This is a genomic window from Pseudomonas sp. Tul2A7 (assembly GCF_054790505.1).
In genome coordinates, this window is record NZ_CP186499.1 from 5,461,847 (window position 1) to 5,479,109 (window position 17,263).

General features: G+C 56.9%; 14 protein-coding genes. 5 read left to right on the top strand and 9 right to left on the bottom strand.

Annotation, left to right across the window (positions count from 1 at the left end; translation table 11 throughout):
- Positions 1-72: 72 nt before the first annotated feature.
- From ACOYXJ_RS24400 to ACOYXJ_RS24425, 6 genes are all read right to left on the bottom strand, one after another.
- Positions 73-1,701 carry a methyl-accepting chemotaxis protein gene (locus ACOYXJ_RS24400; protein ID WP_460371984.1) on the bottom strand — a complete coding sequence of 543 codons (1,629 nt, stop codon included), beginning with the start codon at positions 1,699-1,701 and terminating at the stop codon, positions 73-75.
- Positions 1,702-1,816: 115 nt separating this feature from the next.
- Positions 1,817-2,278: a hypothetical protein gene (locus ACOYXJ_RS24405; RefSeq protein WP_460371985.1), complete on the bottom strand. Its 462-nt coding sequence runs from the start codon at positions 2,276-2,278 to the stop codon at positions 1,817-1,819.
- A gap of 329 nt (positions 2,279-2,607) precedes the next feature.
- Complete coding sequence (locus ACOYXJ_RS24410; protein ID WP_150792840.1) at positions 2,608-2,985, bottom strand: type 1 fimbrial protein; 378 nt, start codon at positions 2,983-2,985, stop codon at positions 2,608-2,610.
- 104 nt (positions 2,986-3,089) lie between these two features.
- Complete coding sequence (locus tag ACOYXJ_RS24415) at positions 3,090-6,722, bottom strand: transporter substrate-binding domain-containing protein (RefSeq protein ID WP_460371988.1); 3,633 nt, start codon at positions 6,720-6,722, stop codon at positions 3,090-3,092.
- Between the two features lie 7 nt (positions 6,723-6,729).
- Positions 6,730-7,437, bottom strand: a complete 708-nt coding sequence (locus ACOYXJ_RS24420; RefSeq protein ID WP_460373025.1) for a response regulator — start codon at positions 7,435-7,437, stop codon at positions 6,730-6,732.
- 174 nt (positions 7,438-7,611) lie between these two features.
- Positions 7,612-8,832 (bottom strand): EAL domain-containing response regulator, encoded by a 1,221-nt coding sequence (locus ACOYXJ_RS24425; protein WP_099759161.1) that lies wholly within the window; start codon positions 8,830-8,832, stop codon positions 7,612-7,614.
- Positions 8,833-9,153: 321 nt separating this feature from the next.
- On the opposite strand from ACOYXJ_RS24425, the gene ACOYXJ_RS24430 reads away from it, so the two are divergent.
- From ACOYXJ_RS24430 to ACOYXJ_RS24445, 4 genes are all read left to right on the top strand, one after another.
- Complete coding sequence (locus ACOYXJ_RS24430) at positions 9,154-9,759, top strand: fimbrial protein (protein ID WP_034154082.1); 606 nt, start codon at positions 9,154-9,156, stop codon at positions 9,757-9,759.
- Between the two features lie 68 nt (positions 9,760-9,827).
- Complete coding sequence (locus ACOYXJ_RS24435; RefSeq protein ID WP_460373027.1) at positions 9,828-10,577, top strand: fimbrial biogenesis chaperone; 750 nt, start codon at positions 9,828-9,830, stop codon at positions 10,575-10,577.
- 197 nt (positions 10,578-10,774) lie between these two features.
- Positions 10,775-13,243 (top strand): fimbria/pilus outer membrane usher protein, encoded by a 2,469-nt coding sequence (locus ACOYXJ_RS24440; RefSeq protein WP_460373029.1) that lies wholly within the window; start codon positions 10,775-10,777, stop codon positions 13,241-13,243.
- A 215-nt stretch (positions 13,244-13,458) separates the two neighbouring features.
- Entirely contained in the window at positions 13,459-13,854 is a 396-nt protein-coding gene (locus ACOYXJ_RS24445) for a hypothetical protein (RefSeq protein WP_095048993.1), read from the top strand.
- A gap of 97 nt (positions 13,855-13,951) precedes the next feature.
- On the opposite strand, the gene ACOYXJ_RS24450 is transcribed toward ACOYXJ_RS24445, so the two are convergent.
- From ACOYXJ_RS24450 to ACOYXJ_RS24460, 3 genes are all read right to left on the bottom strand, one after another.
- Positions 13,952-14,083, bottom strand: a complete 132-nt coding sequence (locus tag ACOYXJ_RS24450; protein ID WP_086936038.1) for a hypothetical protein — start codon at positions 14,081-14,083, stop codon at positions 13,952-13,954.
- A gap of 148 nt (positions 14,084-14,231) precedes the next feature.
- A complete protein-coding gene (locus ACOYXJ_RS24455; RefSeq protein ID WP_460371991.1) occupies positions 14,232-14,741 on the bottom strand; it encodes a nucleoside deaminase in 510 nt (169 codons plus the stop codon).
- Between the two features lie 30 nt (positions 14,742-14,771).
- Positions 14,772-16,103: a nucleobase:cation symporter-2 family protein gene (locus tag ACOYXJ_RS24460; RefSeq protein ID WP_460371993.1), complete on the bottom strand. Its 1,332-nt coding sequence runs from the start codon at positions 16,101-16,103 to the stop codon at positions 14,772-14,774.
- A 214-nt stretch (positions 16,104-16,317) separates the two neighbouring features.
- On the opposite strand from ACOYXJ_RS24460, the gene ACOYXJ_RS24465 reads away from it, so the two are divergent.
- On the top strand, positions 16,318-17,232 hold the full coding sequence (locus ACOYXJ_RS24465; protein WP_122607364.1) for a LysR family transcriptional regulator: 915 nt from the start codon (positions 16,318-16,320) through the stop codon (positions 17,230-17,232).
- Positions 17,233-17,263 lie beyond the last annotated feature (31 nt).

The window sequence follows — 17,263 nt, forward strand, 5'->3', positions numbered from 1 at the left end:
CTGCACTCGTTGCGCAATACGATTGATCGCGGACCGAAAAAGCCCTGGCAATCAGGGCTTCCCGTTAACTTTTTAAAGCTTGAATTCCTTGGTCAACTTATTCAGCGAGGCCGCCAATTGCGAAAGCTCCGCCGATGCAACTGCCGTCTGTTTCGAACCTTCTGCGGTTTCACAGGACAAGTCGCGAATGCTGATCAGGCTGCGATCCACTTCACGCGCAACCTGAGCCTGCTCTTCGGCAGCGGTCGCCATCAGCAGGTTTCGTTCATTGATAAGATTCAGAGAGCCAGTGATGTCGGTCAGCACTTCGCCGGCGATATTGGCCATCTCAAGTGTTCTCTCCGCCTGAGAGCGGGTGTGGCTCATGGACGTAACTGCCCTGCTGGTGCCCGACTGAATGGAGCTGACCATGGACTCGATGTCCTCGGTAGATTTCTGAGTACGCTGCGCCAGCCCTCTCACCTCATCTGCAACCACGGCAAAGCCACGGCCCGCCTCCCCCGCCCGCGCTGCTTCGATGGCCGCGTTCAAAGCGAGCAGATTGGTTTGTTCGGCGACTTCTCGGATCACGTCCAGCACGCTGCTGATATCGCTCGCCATCGTAGAAAGCGCCTGCACTTCTGCCGAGGTGCTATGCACGCTGGAAACCATCAGATTGATTGCCGCGACCGTTTCGCTGACCTGGGTTTTGCCGGCAATGGCTGCGGCGCTTGATTCCGACGTCAGTTGCGAGGTCGATGCGGCGTTGTCCGCAACCTGTTCCACCGCTGCACTCATTTCAGTCACGGCGGTGGCGGCCATTTCGATTTCATGACTCTGACGCTGAGTGATACGCGAAATATCTTCGGTAACGCCGTGCATGGCTTCCGAGGTTTCGGCCAACTGCGTGGACGAGTCACGGATCATGATCAGCGCATCACGCAAACTGGTTTGCATCGCCGCCAGTGACGACAGCATCTGCGCCGCCTCATCGGAACCATCCAGCGCGATGGTTTCGCTCAAATCGTTGGCGGCGATGCATTCCGCCACCCTCAGCGAGCCTGCAATCGGCACCGTCAGGCTGCGCGTGTACAACACTGCCAGGGCCAAGGAAGCACCGATGGCAATGATAATGAACACACTGACGATCAACAGCGTGTGTTCGTAGACATTGTCGGCCTGCTTGCCCGCTTCATAAGCTTCGATCTCGTTGAGAGCAATCAGCTTCTTGAGCGCGACCTGCACGCCGTCCGAGGCGGCACGCATCTGATTCTTCGACAGCGCAATGGCCGCTTCAAGCTGCCCTTTCGCCACGGTTTCAAGGTATTGGTCCTGCGCCTGATCATTGACCTGTTGTGCTTTGGCGAACGCCTCGAAGGCCTCACGCCCAGCGTCAGTTGCCAGCAGATCAATGAGCGCACGCTGATGATTTTTGATCAGCTGACGCGATTGCTGAATGTCCACCAGGGCCTGAGCCTTGCGCTCAGGGGTTTCGATAGGGTTACGCAAACGGGCGTTATTGCCCTTGATTTCGATGAACTCGCGATCCAGTTGGCCGAGCAGCTTGATGCTTGGCACGATGGTCGTCTCGACATAGGTTTCTGCCTTGTTGAGCAAGTCGACTTGCTGCAAGGCGATCAATCCGATCGCGATAATCATGAGACAGAACAAGCCAAAACACAGCGCCGAACGCGGCGCGAGATTGAGTTTACGAAGCAGCATGATGCCTTACCTTAGAGTGTGTTCAAGACAATGGGGCAAACGAGTGGGCAGCACAGCAGGCGCTGGGAAATAGCACCTCAAAGCACAAGCGGATTACCGCGGAAAGGCGCAACAGCTAGCGGTTTGCACCTGAAGGAAGCGTGGAATCGGATGAGGCCGGCTCCGCCAGTTCCTTGAGCGTCGGGTCGGCCAGCATCAGAAAATCCGCCAATCGCGGCAGATTGATTTTCGAGACCAGACGCATCCAGCGTTGCGGATGCGGGTTGAAGAAGGTCTTCGACCACTGATGATCATCACTGGGGTTGAAAATCAGCAGGTGACGAATCAGCGGGTTTTCCCCAAAAAAATCGAGCGGATCCATCGCCATCTCGTTGAGCAATTCGGCATTGACGACGACCAGGCTGAGCCGTTGGGGGCAGTAATACGTCAGTATTCTCAGGTCACGATAAGTGCATACGTTCACGACGCTGAGACAGCCCAGCTTGTTGAACTGCTGTTCAATCGACTGGCCTCTTCGCACGTCGTTATCGGCGATCAGTATTCGCAAGGATCGACTTCGGTTATTTTCAAGAAACATCGGACACCTTTGGCAGCTCCATTCTTCCTTTCAAGAAAATAACCAAGGGCCAACCTGTCCGATATGAGACTTGTCTCAAAATGACCACAGGATTCGCTGAACGAAAAGCACACCTTGACGACAAGCCTGCGCTAGCGCGGCGTGGCTTGGCTTGGCTTGGCTTGGCTTGGTTCAAGGTTATTGGAAGGAGGGATTTTGCAACGGTGGAGAGCGGCGCAATGCCAGAAGCGCGGGACGGTTGTGTACGAACCAGACAATTCTCATTATTAACGCCCCTTGTTGTCAGTAACCTTGAAACAAGGGGCGCAAACTCATTCTTTCTCAGTCCATCAAGGCAGCGTCAGCGTCACGACGTAATTGCCAGTCATTATCGGGTGGCCCTTGTTGTCCGTGAGCAGCAGGCGCTGGTCGTAATATTTTTCCTGCTCGTGGGTATCGGCAATCATCTTCACAAACACTTGCTGGGGCGGCTCACTCCGCCCTGCCGCACTGACGCTGGTCACCGAGAACATCTGACCGGTGCTCGCCTGCGGACAATCACGCAGCTCGACAGAAGCATGGCGGGTGCCACTCGCCGCGCAACTTGCCTCGACAATCCGTCCACTGAAGCGAATCACTCCGCTCACCGGTGCAGACTGGGCCGCGCTGACGGTGTCAAAACCCAGCAGGCAAAGACAGGCAATCAATAAAGGACGTCGAATGATCATCGCGAAACTCCATGGTTATTAACCAAGGTATCGCCCGTTGCAAAATGATCTTTAACGTCCTCCTCCAATACAAGGCCAGTCAGCAGGGCCCTGCGCCAATACGGTTACAGCTCGACCCGTTTGATTTTCTTGATCAGATCAGCCTGTGCATGCTCAAGCTTCAACGCGCTGCGATTGATATCCAGTGGATCGATGACCGGCGCTTCGCACTCGGCCTCAAGGTCGTTACACGCCTCGATGACCTGATGCTCGGCGACGATGCGCGCTGCGCCCTTGATCCGATGTGCCAGGTCAGCCAACAAACCGGGATCGCTTTCGGGTATCAGCGAATGCAGCTCCTCCAGATCCTTCTCGCAACTCGACAGCGCCTCGCGCAGCAGTTCTTTCATCATGTCGAGATCGCCTCCGGTGAGCTCGGTCAGACGCTCGCGAATCGATCCCAGCTCCTTGATACCCGCCGCAGGCGGGCTTTCAACTGGCTCGGTTTCGATATTCTTTTCCCAGCCGGCAAGCATGGTCGACAAGGTGCTGAGGCTGATCGGTTTGAACAGACAGTCGTCCATCCCCGCCTCTCGGCATTTCACTTTTTCTTCCGGCTGTGCGTTGGCTGTGAAGCCCATGACGATACACGGCGCTCCACCACTGTCGCGTTCGTCCTGGCGAATGGTGCGGGCCAGTTCATAGCCGTTCATCACCGGCATGTTGCAGTCCGTGATCACAATGTCGAACGGCTCCGAGCGCCACAACGCCAATGCCTGCGCTCCATCGGCAGCATCACGCACCGCCTGGCCAAGAAAGCTGAGCTGCTGCGTCAGCAGCAGACGGTTGGCGCTCTGGTCATCCACTACCAGAATCCGCAGCGTCGGCACTGGCTTGTCCTGGACAACCGAAACAGGCAGCACCTTGCCGCCGAGCGGACTGAGGATATTGAAGAACAGCGACACTTCAAGGCAGGTGCCCTTGCCCAAGGTGCTGGTTATATTCAGTCGCCCGCCCATCAACTCGCACAGCGAACGTGAAATCGCCAATCCCAGACCGGTACCGCCCCTGTTCGACGGGCCGTGATTGGCTTGAGAAAACGGCTGGAACAGGTTCTGCAGATCGGCACTGGAAATGCCGATGCCGGTGTCCTCGACTTTCAGGTCGACCTGCAAACGTTCGTCAGCAAGGCGTTGGCCGCGAATCGAGACGCTGACATGCCCGGTATCGGTAAACTTGATGGCATTGCCCACCAGGTTCGAGAGCACCTGCTGGAAGCGCATCGGATCAACCAGTACGTCACAGCCGACAGTGGCGTCGATATCGAGCTTCAATACCAGACTCTTCTGCCTGGCCAAGCCGTCGAAGACCCGCGCTACGGATTCGACCAGTTCGCGCAGGTTGGCACGTTTCGGCGAAAGACTGACATGCCCAGACTCGATGCGAACCACATCAAGAATGTCGCCGATCAGCTCCAGCAGGCCTTTGGCCGAGTCGTAGGCCACTTCAATCGCCGGTCGATCGAAGTGGCCCTGCTCGGCGCGCTTGAGTGTGAGTTCAAGCATGCCGATCACGGCGCTCATCGGCGTACGGATTTCGTGGCTCATGGTCGCCAGGAATGTGGTTTTGGCGCGGCTCGACTCATCGGCCAGCTCTTTCGCCGAACGCAACTCTTCGATCAGTTCGCGGCGTTCGCTGATGTCGATCCAGCCGCAGATCACGCCTCTGACTTCGCCCGTCGTGTCGTGATAAGGCTGAATCCAGTGATAAATGATCAGCCGCGTATCACCGACATGCAGCGTGCGATCCACCTCGTAAGGTTCGTCCCGCTCGATGACGCGCAGATAGTCATCGTGAAATTGCAACGCCTCCTGGCGATTGCGCTTGCCGCTTTCGAGCACGGTCTTGCCGATCACGTCCTTTTCCAACAGGCCAAACGTCTGCAGGTAATTGTTATTGCAGGTGACAAGCCGACCTTCCCGATCGCGAACGTAAATGGGATGCGGCGTGCCGTTGATCAGCGCCCCCATGAACTTCAGTTGATCGCCGAGCAAGCGCTCTGCCCGACTGCGTTCGCGGATCTGCCGGCGAATATAGAAATTCCACGCCAGCGATCCGAGGATAATCAGGAATGCGCCAGCGCTGATCTGGTAGATCAACGTCTTGTAATCGCGCCATGACAGGCCCGAGAACGCAGCGATGGGGCGCCAACGGTTGAGAATCACGTCCAGCTCGTCTGGTGGAATGCTCAGCAGGGCCTTGTTCAGAATGCTGACCAGTTCGGTATCGGCACGCCGGGCGGCGAAGGCGAGGAAACCCTTGTTCATGCCGACGATGTTGGAGATACGCAAACTGTCGCTGTAGATGTGAGCGATGTAGTAACGCGCACTATGCAACGTGGTAATCATCGCGTCTGCTCGCCCGTCCTTCACTTCAGCCAGAGCGCCCAGCACTGTCTCACTGTCGACAATCTCGATGTCGGGATAATCCTTGAGCAGCTCACGCTCCGCCGAACTCTCGGGGACGGCGACACGCTTGCCGCGTAGCTCCTGCAGGCTTGACGGCGCGCCTGCGTCCTTGGCGGTGACGATCACAAAGGGACTGGCGAGGAACGGGTGGGTGAAACGCATACCGACTTCACGGGAGACGGTTGGCGTCAGCAACGAGATATCGGCGCTGCCATCAAGCAGGCGCGTGCTCAAGCTGGAAAAACTGTCGGTGCGCTCTACATCGATCTGCAAACCAGTGCGCCGCTGAATCAGCTCCAGCAGATCGGCGCCGATCCCGCCAAAATTGCCATCGCCATCAAAGAACGCAAAGGGCGCCTGGTCGTCATTGATCACGAACCGCGCGACCGGGTGCTGCTCAAGCCAGCGTGCTTCGCCGGGTGTCAGATCGATACGTTTGGGTGTCAGTGCCCCGCCACCACCGGACCAGCGCTTGGAGATTTCGGCAATCTTCCCCTCTCCCATCGACTCGATGACCGAGTCGATCAGACGCAACAATTGATCATTACCTCGGCGCAGGGCAAAGCTGAAACCGCTGGTTTGCGTTTTGACGAAAGAGTGCAGGCGCACATAGTTGAAGTAGTTGAGGTTGATCAGATAATTGCTGGACACCGTGTCGCCCAGAAACAGATCGACTTTGCCAAACGCCAGCGCAGCCAGTGCCAACTCGTTCGACGGAAAAAGCACGAATTCGGCGTTGGGATACAGCCCATGCAACTGACTGGATGGCAGGTAATCGTCGGCAACCGCAATACGCAAACCGGCCAGATTGGCCGGCATCGGTCGCCGATCATCGCCGCGCATGAACATTGCCGGCACGTCTTCGACATAAGGTTTACTGAGCGTGACGAGGCCGTCGATCAACTCGAAACTGTTGGAGCTGCCCAACATATCGATGTCGCCGCGTTCAAGCGCCGCCATGGCGTCGCGACGGTCGGGATATGCCTTGACGGTAACTTCGACATGCAGGGCCTGACCGATAATGCAGGCAATGTCGGCGGCAATCCCCTCATAACGCGTACCGCTTGCGGTCATCACATAGGGCGGAAAATCCGGAAGCGCCGATCCCAATACGAGGCTGCGTTTCTGCCGTAGCCAACTCCAGTCTTCATTGCCCAGATCGACTTGCACCTCCTTGCAGTCCGATCGACCGAACACCTGCAGAGTGCGCGGCTCTGCTGCCCACAACGACCCGCTACCGAATACGAAAAGCACACTGACGAGCAAAACACCGCGCAACAGATGAAACATAAGCGAGTTATCCCTGGTTGTCGGCTGTCAGGCTGTGCTGCAACTTGAACAGCTCTGCATCACCACGAATGCCAAGCTTTTTGAAAGCGGCCTGTTTTTGCCCACTGATGGTTTTGCGACTGCGCGAGAACTTCAAAGCGATCTGCGTCACCCCCATGCCCTCGAGGCAGCAGCGCAAGACTTCTTTCTCCTTCGGCGACAACAAAGGATTGCTCAGAAAATCGTCGCTGTGCACCGCGCCGTCATCATTGCCACCAGCAGGCTCATCGACCGATACAGGCAGCACATCAAGTTCGAAGGCCATTGCCGGCGACAGGTACAACTGGCCGGACGCTGCGCAGCGGATGCCCGTGATCAGGTCATCGACTGGCTGGGACTTGCCGAAGAATCCGCTGACGCCCGCTCCGATCGCCATGTTTACTACTGCCGGGCGCTCTTCGGAGGATGAGACGAGGATGCGCATGTCTGGATATTGCTTGCGCAGCAGACGAATCAGATTAAGCCCGTCCAACTCGCCATCGTGCAGCTTGTAGTCGAGTATCAGCAGGTCGATTTCGACCTCGCGCAATCCAGCGAGCAACTGCGCACTGCTCGCGTACACGCCCACGACACTGAACTCGGCTTCGCGCGTCAGCCGCGATTTCATCGCCAGACGTATGAGCGAGTGATCATCAAGGATGGCAACGCGTAACGGATTCACGACTGACCAATGCATGAGCAGCTCCATGATGAGGAGGGTTGAAGGATCATCAGCACTTGGCAACCGCAGCAGATCCCGGGCATCACCGAAGCATTCAGGTGCATCTGATTGATTTCTCGGCACATGATGATTGTTTTGAAGACGTGACGAAATAGGGCTTTGTCCCAAAAGTCAGACCGTGCGTGCGGATCAAAGGTCGGACGTGCCTATTGCCCGGCGCCAGGACGATTTTTGCCCCTCAAAACGCCAATCGACCAGATGCGCCCAATTCATGGGTCGAGCATAGAAGAAACCCTGCCCCCACTGGCAACCGAGTCGAGCCAGGTGATGGACCTGATCTGCGGTTTCAATGCCTTCTGCGACCACTCGCATGTCCAGCTCGCGCGCCAGGGCCAGGGCGCCGTGTATGACTGCACTGTAGCGAGCCTGCTGGAAATTCTGCACAAAACCGGCGTCGAGTTTGATTTCGTTGAACGGCATCTGACACAGTCGCTCCAGCGAAGAATAGCCGACACCGAAATCATCGATCGCCAGGCTGAAGCCGAGCATGCGCAGACGCACCATGTTTTCCATGCTGATCTCGGGCATCTGCAGCAGACCGGTTTCCGTCAGCTCGAATATGAGCCCGGCTGGCGAGGCGCCGTGAATGCGCAACAGCGCCTTGATCCGGTCGACGAGATTCGGGTTGGCCATCTGCGTCACGTCGAGATTGAACGCGAGCTTGAACGGCTTGCCGTGGGACTGCACGAAACGCTGCAGACTCAGTCCTTGCGTGAGCAGGCTGAAAAACATTTCGTCGAGCAGCCCGCAACGCTCGATCGTTGGCAGAAACATACCCGGTGAAAGCAACCCGCGACTGGGGCTTTGCCAGCGCACCAGCACCTCGGCGCCATCCACCTCACCACTGCGCAGATGAAACTTGGGCTGGAAGTACGCGCGAAATTCCTGCCGGCGTATCGCTTCCAGTACTTCGTTCTCCGTAGGCTGATCGAGATGACTTTCCGCCAGTTTGGCATCGACCTGGCTGTGCGGCCGATAGCGCGCCAGCAATGGCGCCAGTACATCGACCATCAACGGCTTTGCGACACTGCCAAGCAATTCCAGGCCCTGCAACGTGACAATTCGATCGACCGTGCGCAACAAGTCTTCAGGCAATGAACTGCAGATGATCACTGCGCGAATCAATCCGGCCTCTCTCGCCAGGCGCAAAAAGGTCAAACCATCCATCCCGGCCATGCTCAAGTCACACAACGCAACGTCCACGCCCCCTGCCTGAGAGATCACAGCCAGCGCATCTTTGCCATCAGCCGCCTGAAAGATATTTTTGTAACCCAGGCTATTAAGCGCGCTGACCGCAGCCGTGCGCTGGAAGGCGTGATCTTCCAATACCAATATACGAAGCGTGTTCACAAACCGGGAACCTCTTTCTATCAGCCATTAATAGCAAAAACGTCTGAATTATCTTTCAAGCAGAAAGACCGTTCACAAACTTTGCATTGACTGAGAATTTCTGCGTCCGCGAATACTAATCAGATAGAGCTCGCGCGACTTTGAGAATTGTCTCATTTAGTCGGCTGTACTTTACTGAGAATATAAATACGCACTTCCGATATTGCCGCTTTGTTCGCACTTGCCACGCTTTAAGACAAATCTCAAAGACCCATCGCTATCACCGGCCTAACATGGCCTGGCATTTCAATGCAGCACTTCACAATAACTTCGGATATAAACATGAAAAAGTTCGCTTTCGCAGTACTCACTCTTTCCGTACTGGCTGCCTCCACTGGCGCACTGGCTGAAGAAGAAGCCGCTAAAGCCGTCAAGGGCGGCAGCGGTCAAATCAGTTTCACCGGCGTCATCAACAACGACGCGTGCTCGGTAGATGGCGCTTCGGGTAACGACAAGATGATCGCTGTGGACATGGGCAGCGTATCGATCAAAGACATGGGCACCGATTCTGCCCCGGGTGCTGGTCGCGTGGCTGCCAACGATTTCAACCTGAAAGTGAACTGCAACGCCGGCACCAAAGTGTCGATGCTGTTCAAACCAACCGTAAACGGCGGTTCGGGCCTGGTTGATGGCAAGAAAGTTCTCAAGCTGCAAGGTACTGATGCGGCCAAAGGCGTAGGTATCGCGCTGCTGGACAGCAACGGCCAGTTGATCGACCTGAGCTCTGAAGCCACTGCCAAAGTACAGACCAGTCTGACCGGCGACGGCACCACTGGCGGCGACGGCACCCTGTCGTTCGCAGCCGCTTACGTCACCACCGGCGACAAGACCACCGCTACTGCAGGTACCGGTAACGCCACTCTGCCGTTCGTTCTCGAATACGAATAAGCAGCACGCAATACCTGGACGGGGCCGCTGTGCCTCGTCCTTCCCCACCAGATCAATCGGTGAAAACTATGTTAAGTCGCTATTTTCCGCTGTGCCTGGGGCTTGCCGGGGTGTTGATGACGCACTCGGCATTCGCCAGCATCTCCTTGAGTTCCACCCGGATCATTTTCGATGGCGCGCACAAAGAGGCAAACGTCACCGTGCGCAACGGCGGGCAAACCATCCTGGCGCAATCGTGGCTGGATGCCGGTGACGCGGCTGGCAGCGCGCCGCCGTTCGCGGTGACTCCACCGCTGGCCCGACTCGAACCCAATCAACAGCAACTGTTGAGGATTCTGTATGAAGGCCGCGGCATGCCTGCGGACAAAGAGTCGGTGGTGTGGCTGAACGTGCAGGAAATCCCTCAGGCCAGTGCTGCCGATGTCAATACGCTGCAACTGGCGGTACGTCAGCGCATCAAGGTTTTCTTCCGTCCGGACGGACTCGCCGGTGACGCCGCGCAAGCGCCGGAGCAACTGGTATGGCAACTGGTCACGCAAGCTGGCAAGTCGGTACTGAAAGTTAAAAATCAAAGCAATTACCACGTATCGCTAGCCGACCTGAAAGTCGCTGCAGGAAAAAAAGCAGAGTTGGTGATTGATTCGACGATGATCGTTCCCGGCGAAGTTCGTTCATTCAACTTGAAAGAGTTGCCACCTGGATCTCCACGCCTGACTTTTTCAGCCATTAATGATTACGGCGCACAACAACGATTCGATGCACCACTCAGCGCTATCGAAAGTCATGCCGAGCGCGTGAAAGATGCATCCGCCCAGTAACTTCCTCGCCCCGCCCCGCCAATTCACAAGCTATTTACGAGTTCCGGACTCCGGTTGAAGCAACACGGACTGATAAGGCAAATTGCATGTTTTCCTCCCAACACCACACATCTTCAAGTTGTGTAAAGCATCACGTTGCGCGCCATAAAAACAAAACGGCGTTGGGCTGCCTGCATCCATTGTGCTTTGCCATCAATATGGCCATTTGTGGATTCGCCATGGGTGCCGAAGCCCCGGCCGCGGTAGCGGGTGAAGCGTTCAATACCTTGTTTCTGGAAGGTTCATCGGCGGTCGATCTGCAACCCTTGTTGAATGCCAACAGCGTTCTGCCAGGCCGATATCGCGTTGACGTGTACAGCAACGGCACGCTGGTCGGTCGTCGCGACGTTGATTTCGCGGCCAACCCGCTCAACGGCAAAGTCGAGCCACGTATCACCCTGGGATTGTTACAGCAGCTGGGTGTGGACATGCGCAAACTGCGTGAGCAAGGTCTGGTTGATGAGCAACGGCCTGCCGATCACTACGATCTTGCGTCGATGATCGAGCAAGCCAGTATCAGTTTTGACGCCAACCGCCTGCGCCTCAATATCAGCGTGCCGCAGGTTGCGATGGCGCGTGGCATGCGCGGCTATGTTGACCCAGAACTTTGGGACGATGGCGTGACCGCCGGGTTCATCAACTATCAGTTGAGCAGCACCCGCAGTAAAACCGATTACTCGACGCAGATCTCCAATAATCTGGGTCTGCGCAACGGCATCAACTTCGGTGCCTGGCGTTTGCGCAACGAGTCCAATCTGAGCAGTGCCACCGGCCGGCCCAATCGGTTTGTCAGCAATCGCACGTTCATCCAGCGCGACCTCACGGCGATCAAGGGGCAACTGAGTGCGGGTGAAATATTTTCCGATTCGGATCTGTTCGACAGCGTGCGCTATCAAGGCGTCAAGGTGGCCTCTGATGAGGGCATGCGCGCAGACAGCGAGCGCGGCTATGCGCCGATCATTCGTGGCGTGGCTGAAACCAATGCGAAGATCGAGGTCCGCCAGGATAACTACATTCTTTACACCACCAACGTGCCGCCGGGGCCGTTCGAGATCAGTGATATCTATCCATCGGGTTCCAATGGCGATCTGGAGATCACCATTGTAGAGGCGGATGGTCGGCGCAAGGTCACCCGGCAGGCGTTCTCCGCCCTGCCGACGATGGTGCGTGAGGGACAGTTGAAGTACAGCCTGTCGAGCGGCAAATTCAATAACAACAGCGAGGGCTATGACAAGCCGGCCTTCCTCGGCGGCACTTTCGCCTACGGCTTGACCAGCAACCTGACAGGCATTGCCGGCATTCAGGCCAGCAATGGTTTCAAGGCGCTTTCCGTCGGTGCGGCGAAGAACACTTCGATTGGCGCGATGTCGCTGGACGTGACGCAATCGTCCAGCAAGGCATTTGGCAAAACGACCCAGGGCAGCAGCGTACGCGCGCTCTATGCAAAGACCTTCACCGGTACCGATACCAGCTTCACCCTCGCCGCCTATCGTTATTCGACCGAGGGTTACCGCACGCTGACCGACCACGTTCAGGACACCAGCACCGGCGCTACACGGCGCGCAGGTAACGCCAAAACCCGTACCGACCTCACGGTCAACCAGACCCTGGGCGAAGCGCGCCAGTACGGCTCGCTGTACTTGAATGCCAGTGATCAGCGCTATTGGGATCGCGGCGGCTCGCGCAGCTTCTCCGCCGGTTACAACAACAATTGGCGCGACCTGAACTACAACATCAGCTTGAGTAAAACCGAGGAGTTCGGCGCACGCGGTGACACCACTCACGACACCCAATTGAGCGTTTCGATCTCATTCCCGCTCGGATCGACACCTCGCGCGCCTCGCGCCTATATTTCCAGCAATCATCAGAATACCGGCACCAGTACACAAGCCGGGATCAATGGTTATCTGACTGAAGACAGTGACACCTACTATTCCGTACAGACCGGCCGCAGTGTGCAAGGTGATCGCTCCGGCTCGCTTAGCCTGAGTACCCGTACAGCGATGGGTGATCTGGGATTGGGCTACAGCCGAGGCAGCGGTTATGAATCACAGAACCTGAGCGCGGCCGGATCGATCGTGGCCCACGCGGGGGGAATCAACATGGGCCAGACCGTCGGCGAAACATTCGCAATGGTGGAAGTGCCTGGCATGTCTGGGGTAGAAGTCAGCAGCTACTCCGGCGTGAAAACCGGCCTCAACGGCTATGCCGTCCTTCCAAACGCACAGCCCTATCGCGTGAATTGGGTGACACTGGACACACGAAATCTCGGCGGTGACATAGAGCTGGACAACGCCACTCAACAACTCGTACCGAGACGAGGTTCAGTAGTGCTCGCGCGCTTCGAAGGCAGTAAAGGGAGACGGATCCAGTTCGAACTCTACGATGCCGAGGGCAAACCCCTCCCCTTCGGAGCCGTATTGATGGACGCCGAAGGTAAACAACTGGCGCTTTCCGACCCCACCGGCAAGGCGTTAGCGCTTGTTACCAAAGATCAAGGCATCATCACAATCAAGTGGCAGGGCAAGAGTTGCCCCGCCCCCTACAAGCTTCCAGAACGACTGAAGGATTTGAACTATGAGCATTACCGGCTTTCTTGCTCTACCAGCGTAGACACATCGAAATAACACGTTCAATTCTTCAATCTTCAACATCAAGGCTCTGATTTATTCAGAGCCTTGTCGTTTCTGCGCGTCTAGCCATGGCGCACAAAAACAAGACAATTCCTATATCCACACGCAAAAGGCTCATTACCATAAAAGGCGCAGTGAGCACTCACGCGCAACCGTGTGAGATCAATAGCCCCACCGCCCTATAGGCGAGAAAGCCAAGAGAATTAACCATGCCAAAAATCAGCGCAATTAGAGCAACCACCTATAAGAAAAAACCAGAGAACAACCAACACATAAAATCAGATTCGCAAAATCATCTATCGCTTACGAAGAAAACCACAAGCGACGACAAGATTAGGACTGATTCCAGCGAAAAAGGAGTTAATACGGTCAAACAGCCTATTAGTGCAGTCGAGCTCATAAAAAAACAAATTGCCGAGATACAGCAACAACTTGCAACTCGCAAAGCAGAGCTGGCTAAAACCGAAAGAATGAATATGCCAGAAGAAGAGAAGGCTCAAAGAACAATCGAGATTCAAAATCAGATTTCTGTATGCGCTGGCAACCTCCACGCGCTGCAGGCAACATTGATCCAAATGACACTCAGCGTTGACACACACGCTTGAAATCCCCGCCGATGGCCGCACAGGCACGGGCCAACGCCTCATGGCGCGTCGCAAAGCGACGCGCCGAAGGTACGTGGCCCGAGCCAGTGCCTACCGATCAGCAGCTGCCGGGCGGGATGCCTTCCTTGTTAAAATCTTTAAGGCGCTTTTGCTCTTCCTCTGTGGAATGCGCCGGCGTCGATTGATCCGGTACTTCTTCCTCTGGAAATTGTGCTGTTTCTTCAGTCATTGCTTTGCCCTCGTTCTGGTTACTCATTCGGCATCGGCCGAGGGCTGGCAGTTCCAAAACTTCGCACCTTCTCCCTCTCGGCGAGCAAGTGCTCTCAAGTCTCTGGATAGCGCAACCTCACCCCATTCGAGCTTCGTTGCAAAGCTGGTTACAACCAAAAACCCTTGTGCGGCTCAGCCGCCTCGCCCTCCAACATCGGCCCCAACACACTGACCTTGCGCTGCCCCTTGGCGAACACCTCGCGGCATGGCAGCGAGAACGTCGGGTTCTCCGGATGGTCGCCCGTCAACCCCAGCAACGCATGCTCCGACAAGGCATAAACCACCCGCCCGATCCCCGTCCAATACACCGCGCCGGCACACATGCAGCAAGGTTCGGCGCTGGTGTACAGCGTGCACAGTTCCAGCTCTTGCGGTGACAGCAGTTTTGCCGCTGCCGCTGCTGCCACCAGCTCCGCGTGCTGAGTCGGATCGCCTTCAGGCGGCATCGAGTTGTTCCCCGCTTCGACAATCACTTTGCCGTTGCGGTCGGCCACCAATGCCGCGAATGGATGGCGACCGCGTTGCTTCGATGCCTCGGACAAGGCGATGGTCTGGCGCAGCAAGATGAGATCAAGCTCGCTGACGCCGGCCGGGATGATCTGAGTGAATTGATTCATGGGTAACTCCTGGGCAGTGGAAAACAAAAGTCAGTCGGCGAGTTCAGCGCCGATGGTTTCGGTCGATTTTTTGTCGTTGTTGAGCAGGATGTTGAGAACAATGGCGGTGATCGCGCCGAGGAAAATCCCGCTGTCGAGCACCAGTTTCAGCGTTGGCCCAACGTGTTCGAACAGCGCCGGAAAGGACATCGGCAGCACGCCGACACTTATCGATACGGCGACGATGATGCCGTTGCGAGTGCCCTCGAATTGCACCCGCGACAGTTCTTGAATGCCCGCCACCGTGGTCATGCCGAACATAACGATCGCACAGCCGCCGAGCACCGGCGTCGGCACTGCGGCGATCAACGCACCGAGTTTGGGGAACAAACCCATCAGCACCATGATTGCCCCGGCGGCGGCCACGACGAAGCGGCTTTTCACGTTTGAGAGCGCAATCAAACCGGTGTTCTGGGTGAAGGCGTTGTAGGGAAAGCTGTTGAACAAGCCGCCGAGCATGGTCGACAAGCCGTCGGCGCGAAATGCGTTGCCGAGGGTCTGCTGCGTGGTCGGTTTGCCGGTCAGTTTGCCGATCGCCAGGCAGTTGCCGGTGGTCTCGGCCATGATCACCAGCATCGCCAGGGTCATGATCAGAATCGGCACCGGCGCGAATTCCGGGGCGCCGAAGGCCATCGGCGCACTCAGCTCAAACCACGCCGCTTCGCTGACCCGATTGAAGTGAGTCATGCCGCAAGCCGCTGCGATCAGACTGCCGACAAACAAGCCGATGAGCACGCTGAGGTTGCCGAGGAAACCCTTGCATTTGGCGTAAATCACCAGCGTCACGCTGACCGTGGCCAGGCCCAGCAACAGGTTGGCGGGATTGCCGAAATCCGCAGAATCGGGATTGCCGCCGCCCAGCCAGATCGCCGCCGCAGGCATCAGCGAGATGCCGATAATAGTGATCAGGCTGCCAATCACCACCGGCGGAAAAAACCGCAGCAAGCGACTGAACACCGGTGCCAACGCAATGGTGATAACGCCCGCCGCGATCACCGCGCCGAAAATCTGGCTGAGGCCGAACTCCTTGCCGATCATGATCATCGGCGCCAGGGCAATGAACGAGCAGCCCTGAATCAGCGGCAGGCGCGCACCGAATTTCCAGAAGCCGAGGGTTTGAATCAGCGTCGCCACGCCTGAGGTCAGCAGGTTGGCGTTGATCAGTAACACCACCTGCGCTGAAGTCAGCCCCATCGCGCTGCCAAGAATCAGCGGCACCGCCACCGCTCCCGCGTACATCACCAGCACATGCTGCAAGCCAAACGTGAACAACTGTCGCAGTGGCAAAATCTCGTCCACCGGATGAATGCGTTGTGTGGTCATTTCACACGCTCCTGAAGGTGCGGCATCTGTTGAGATCGCGGGCATGCTCAGGGGCGTTGAAGGGTAGATCCGCCCCGGAGATCGTTTGACGCGGGGCCATATTTGAACGTTTATTACGATGAAACAAATTAGCAACCATCGCTTTTTTCGATGGCACGAATCTGGCATTGGTAATCTGCATTAACCCCCCATCCTCGATCCGGGAGTTCACCGCTTGCGCTTCTCACTCGATCAACTGCTGATGTTCGTCCAAGTGGTCAAAAGCGGATCGTTCTCCGCCGCCGGGCGCAAACTGGGCAAGACCCAATCGACCATCAGCGCGGCGATTGCCAATCTGGAAACCGACCTCGGCGTCGACCTGTTCGATCGCAGCAACCGCAGCCCTGCCCTCACCGCCAGCGGCCACAAATTGCTGGTGCAGGCCGAAGCCGTGCTCGAACGCTGCATGACCTTCGAAGCACACGCCGATTGCCTTTCGGACAACGTCGAAACCAGCCTGACGCTCGCCATTGAAACGCCGTACGGGCCGATCATGCCGGTGCTCAAAGCCTTCGAAGCCGCGTTCCCCTTTGTCGACCTGATCATCCGCCATCCGGTTTACGGCGACGTCAGCGAACTGGTCAGCAGCGGCGAAGCGGTACTCGGCGTGGCGTTCTCACAGCCCGGCTACCCCAAGGAACTGGCGTTTCAGCAACTGGGCAAACTGATCATGCTGCACGTCTGCCATCCCGAGCACCCATTGGCGCAACTCGATAACGTCACCTTTGACGACCTGCACGTCCATCGCCGTCTGGCCTTCAGTGCCCACGCAAGCAAACTGCCGAGCAGTGAATACCTGCGCTCGACCCAGTTGTGGCAGGCGGAAAGCTATCTGGCGTTACTGGAAATGGTCCGCGCCGGACTCGGTTGGGCCACCCTGCCCCGCCAGCTTGTTCAGCGTGAACTGGCCAAGGGTGAACTGGTGGAACTGCAGCTCTCGGCGTATCCGCATACCGACTGGCAGATTGGTGTGGATTTGCTCTGGGCGCGGCAGCGGCCGCTGGGTAAAGCCGAACGTTGGTTGAAGGAGAAATTGCAGGGCAACAAGGTGTATGAACTGGATCGCAATGGGCAGATCACCACGCTTTGACGTGGGAGACAAAAAGGCCCGCCGGAGCGGG